Raw genomic sequence first — 4,139 nt, forward strand, 5'->3', positions numbered from 1 at the left:
GTCGATGACACCGCCGGGCGGGGCGGGGGTGGCGGCGTCGACTCCGCAGCGGCGCAGCGCCTCGGAGTTGACCCACACCATGTGCGAGGAGAAGTCCGTCAGGCAGACCGGGTGGTCGGGGGCCACCGCGTCCAGGTCCCGCCGGTGCGGGAAGCGGCCCGGGTCGGCGAGGCACTCGGCGAGGTAGCCGGGGTCCCAGCCCAGGCCGATGATCCAGTCGCCCCGCGGGGTCTCGTGTGCCGCCCGGCCGACGACCGCCGCGATGTCGGCGATGGAACCGACCGACGGGTGGCCGACGTCGAGGGCGAACGGCGGTTTCGTCATGCCGTAGGCGGCTCCGTGCAGATGCGAGTCGTTGATGCCGGGCAGCACGGTCCGGCCGTCGAGTTCGACGATCCGGGTGCCGGGCCCGGCCAGGGCGCGCATCTCAGCGTCGCTGCCGACGGCCAGGATGTCCCGGCCGCGCACGGCCACACCCTCGGCGACGGAGAACCCGGCGTCGACGGTGAGGATCTGACCGCCGGTGAGAACGAGCGTGGGAGCGGTGTCGCTCACGGATGACCTCATTTCAGTGGGGTGGGCGGATCAGCGCCCGGTGCGGGGCGCGAAGTAGGCCAGGGCCGCGCCGGTCACCAGCGCGGTGCCCTGGGCCATCTGCTGCCAGAACGTCGGCACGTTCAGCAGGGTCAGGCCGTTCTGCAGACCGCCGAGGAAGAGCACGCCGAGCAGGACGCCGAGGATGGAGCCGGAGCCGCCGGTGAGGGCGACGCCGCCGAGCAGCACCGCGGTGAGCACGGTCAGTTCGAACCCGGCACCGGAGGTGCCGGCCACCGCGCTGTCCAGCACCGACGCCTTGATGGCCCCGGCCAGGGCGGCGGCCACACCGGTGGCGACGAACAGCGCGAACGGGGTGCGGCGGATGCGGATGCCGGAGAGGTGGGCGGCCTCCCGGTTGACGCCGATGGCGAAGACGTGCCGGCCGGCCGGGGTGACGGCGAGGAACAGGGCGCCGGCGGCCAGCACGAGCGCCGCGATGACGACCGGCGCGGCGATCCCGGCGACGCGGGCCCCGCCGATCCAGGCGAACCCGGAGCCGAAGCCGCTCAGCGGCAGCGGGAACAGCTGCTGTGCCAGGCCGCGTACGGCGGTCAGCATGCCGAGGGTGACGATGAACGCGGACAGGCCGAACCAGCAGCACAGGACGCCGTTCACCGCGCCGACCAGTGCCCCGGCCGCGAGCGCCCCGAGCAGGGCGACGGCGGGCGACTGGTGGTGCTGTCCCGCCAGCCAGCCCCCGACGAGCCCGCCCAGTGCGAGCGTGGAGCCCACCGACAGGTCGAGGTAGCCGCTGATGACGAGCAGGGCCAGCGGCACGGCGACGATGGCGAGGGTCGCGGCGTCGGTGGCGATGCCGCTCAGGTTGGCCGGGTCGAGGAAGCTGCCCGTGGTCAGCTGGAAGACCAGCACCATCGCGACGAGCACGACGAGGAGCGGGTTGCGGCGTACGGCGGCGAGCCCGCCGGTGGTGATCGGGCGGAACCGCGGGAGGACCGGGTCGGCGGTGGTCATGCTGCTCCTTCGGCGGTCAGGGGGTCGTGAACGGCCGACGGCGGAGCCTGTTCGGCGGTCAGGGGATCGTGAACGGCCGACAGCAGGGCTTGTTCGGTGAGTTCGGCGCCGGAGAGTTCGCCGACGATCCGTCCCCCGGCGACGATCAGGCAGCGGTCGGCTAGCGCCACGATCTCCTCGGGGTCGCTGGATGCGAACAGCACGGCGGTGCCGCGTTCCTCGGCGAGGGCGGACACGACCCGGTAGATCTCCTGCCGGGCACCCACGTCGACGCCCTGCGTCGGCTCGTCCAGCAGCAGCACGTCCACGTGCCGGGCCTCGTTGATCCACCGGCCGAGGACGAGCTTCTGCTGGTTGCCGCCGGAGAACGCGCCCGCCGGCAGTCGGGGCCGGGCCGGGCGCAGTCCGACCGCCGTGGCCAGCGCGCCGAACACCCGCCGCTCGGTGCGCAACGCCCGTAGTCCGTGGCGGGACAGAGGCCGGACGGAGGGCAGCAGCGCGTTGTCCTGCGCCGTCATCGAGGGGAACAGGCCCTGGGCCCGCCGGTCCGCCGGGACGAGCGCGATCCCGGCGGCGAGCGCGTCGGCCGGTCGGGCGGGGGTGACGGTACGGTCGCCGACGCGGACCGTGCCGGCGGTGGCGCGGCGCCTGCCGTAGAGGGTCTCCAGCACGCGGGTGCGGCCCGAGCCGATGAGCCCGAACAGACCGACGCGCTCGCCTGCGGCGACGGTGAGACCGACGGGGCCGAAGCCGGGTCCGTGCAGCGCTTCGACGACGAGACGGGGTGGGGTGGGAGGCCGTCGCGACTTCCGTGGGGCCTGCGTCGGCCGTCCCGCGATCGCCTCCACCAGGTCCCGCCGCTTCCGCCCCGCCACCGTCGCGTGGTGGACCACCCGCCCGTCCCGCAGCACGGTCACGGCGTCCGCGAGCCGTTCCACCTCGCCCAGGAGGTGGGTGACGTAGACGATGGCGAGTCCCTGGGTGCGCAGGTCCTCGACGCGTTCGGCCAGGGCGTCGGTCTCGGCGCCGGACAGGGCGGCGGTCGGTTCGTCGAGGACCAGGACGGAGGCGCTGCGGCTGAGGGCCTTGGCGATCTCCACCAACTGCCGCTGGCCCATGGGCAGATCACCCACCCGGTCCCTCGGTGAGCACTTGGCGGCCACCCGCTCCAGCAGCCCGGCGGCGACCTCCTCCTGGGCACGCCGGTCGATGCGGCCGTGCCGGGTCCACTCCTGGCCGAGGAAGATGTTCTCCGCCACGGTCAGAGCGTCGACCACGCTGAGCGTCTGGAAGATGATCGCCACGCCGGAGGCGATGGACTCGCGTGGGGTGAGCCGGGTGTACGTCGTGCCGCCGACTTCGATGGTGCCTCCGTCGGGTGGGTAGGCGCCGCCCAGGCACTTGATGAGGGTGGACTTGCCGGCCCCGTTGTGGCCGAGCAGGGCGTGCACCTGCCCGGCGGGGACGGTGAGGCCGACACCGTCGAGGGCCCGGACGCCGCCGAAGGACTTCGTCAGGCCGCTGATGCGGAGGTTCGTGGTCGTCATGGCGCCGGTCCTACGCGTTCTGGGCGAGCAGGGCGTCGATGCGTGCGGTGTCCGCGCGCTGGACGAGCGTGATCGGCACCTGGGCGCTGGGGTCGGCCTTTCCGGCGGCGACCGCCCGCGGCACGTCGACGATGGCGGCCGCGATGTCCTTCGGCGCGAGGGCGGCGGAGGCCCGGTAGAACGTGCCCTGCTTCACGGCGAGGAGGGAGGGTGCGGAGCCGTCCTGGCCGCCGACGAAGGTCCTGGCGTCGTCCTTGGCCCGGCCCGCCTGCTGGAGAGCCTTGAAACCGCCGTACGCGGCGGCGTCGGTGACGCCGAGGACGAGATTGAGGTCGGGGTGCTTGGCGAGGATCGCCTTCGTCTTCGACAGGCCCGTGTCCGGGTCGATGGCCTGCTCCCGCGCCACCACGTCGACGCCGGGCGCCGCCTCGGTGAAGGCGTCGATCATGCCCTTGGTCCGTTCGCGGCCCAGCTCGATGGTGCTGTCCGTGAGGAAGGCGATCTTGCCCTTGCCGTTGAGGTGCTCCCGGGCCCACTGCGCCGCCGCGGCCCCGAGGAGGGTGCCGCCCTCGCGGAAGCTGAACCGGATGTCGGCGCTCTGGTGCTGGAGGGAGCCTCCGTAGGTGACCCAGATCAGCCCCGCGTCGAGGGCCGCCTCGGCGATGGGCTCGGCGGCCTCGAAGACCATGGGGAAGGACACGATGGCCGGGACCTTGCGGGCGACCCAGGTGTTGAGGTTGGTGGCCTGGGTGTCGGCACTTGCGTTGTCGCTCGTCGTCAGCAACGAGATGCCGTGTGGCTTCGCCTGAGCGGTGGAGAGCTTCACCAGCGTGGAGTAGAGCGGGAGCTGGGTGAAGGGGTAGTCGAGGCCGATCGTCGTCAGGCGGGTGCCGCCGGAGCGTGAGGGCTCGGCGGAGGCAGCCGTGTTCTCCGGTGCCGAGCAGCCGGCTGCCGCCAGGGCGGTGGCGGCGGACAGGGCGAGGAAGTGTCTGCGCGAGGCGGTGTACGGGGGTGGGGTCATGG

The 4,139-nt window shown here is 73.3% G+C and carries 4 protein-coding genes; all 4 read right to left on the reverse strand.

Features of this window, described 5'->3' with window-relative positions; genetic code table 11:
• Positions 1-555: amidohydrolase family protein (locus C1J00_RS39340; RefSeq protein WP_146046352.1), on the reverse strand; the 555-nt coding region annotated here is incomplete at its 3' end.
• Positions 556-585: 30 nt separating this feature from the next.
• Positions 586-1,569: an ABC transporter permease gene (locus C1J00_RS39345; RefSeq protein WP_102913668.1), complete on the reverse strand. Its 984-nt coding sequence runs from the start codon at positions 1,567-1,569 to the stop codon at positions 586-588.
• Positions 1,566-3,116: a sugar ABC transporter ATP-binding protein gene (locus C1J00_RS39350; protein WP_102913669.1), complete on the reverse strand. Its 1,551-nt coding sequence runs from the start codon at positions 3,114-3,116 to the stop codon at positions 1,566-1,568. Before C1J00_RS39350 ends, C1J00_RS39345 begins: the two co-directional genes overlap by 4 nt.
• A 10-nt stretch (positions 3,117-3,126) precedes the next feature.
• The gene (locus C1J00_RS39355; RefSeq protein WP_102913670.1) at positions 3,127-4,137 is read right to left on the reverse strand and encodes a sugar ABC transporter substrate-binding protein; all 1,011 of its coding nucleotides are present in this window, start codon (positions 4,135-4,137) and stop codon (positions 3,127-3,129) included.
• Positions 4,138-4,139: the final 2 nt, after the last annotated feature.

The sequence above is a fragment of the Streptomyces cahuitamycinicus genome (assembly GCF_002891435.1).
Classification (GTDB): domain Bacteria; phylum Actinomycetota; class Actinomycetes; order Streptomycetales; family Streptomycetaceae; genus Streptomyces; species Streptomyces cahuitamycinicus.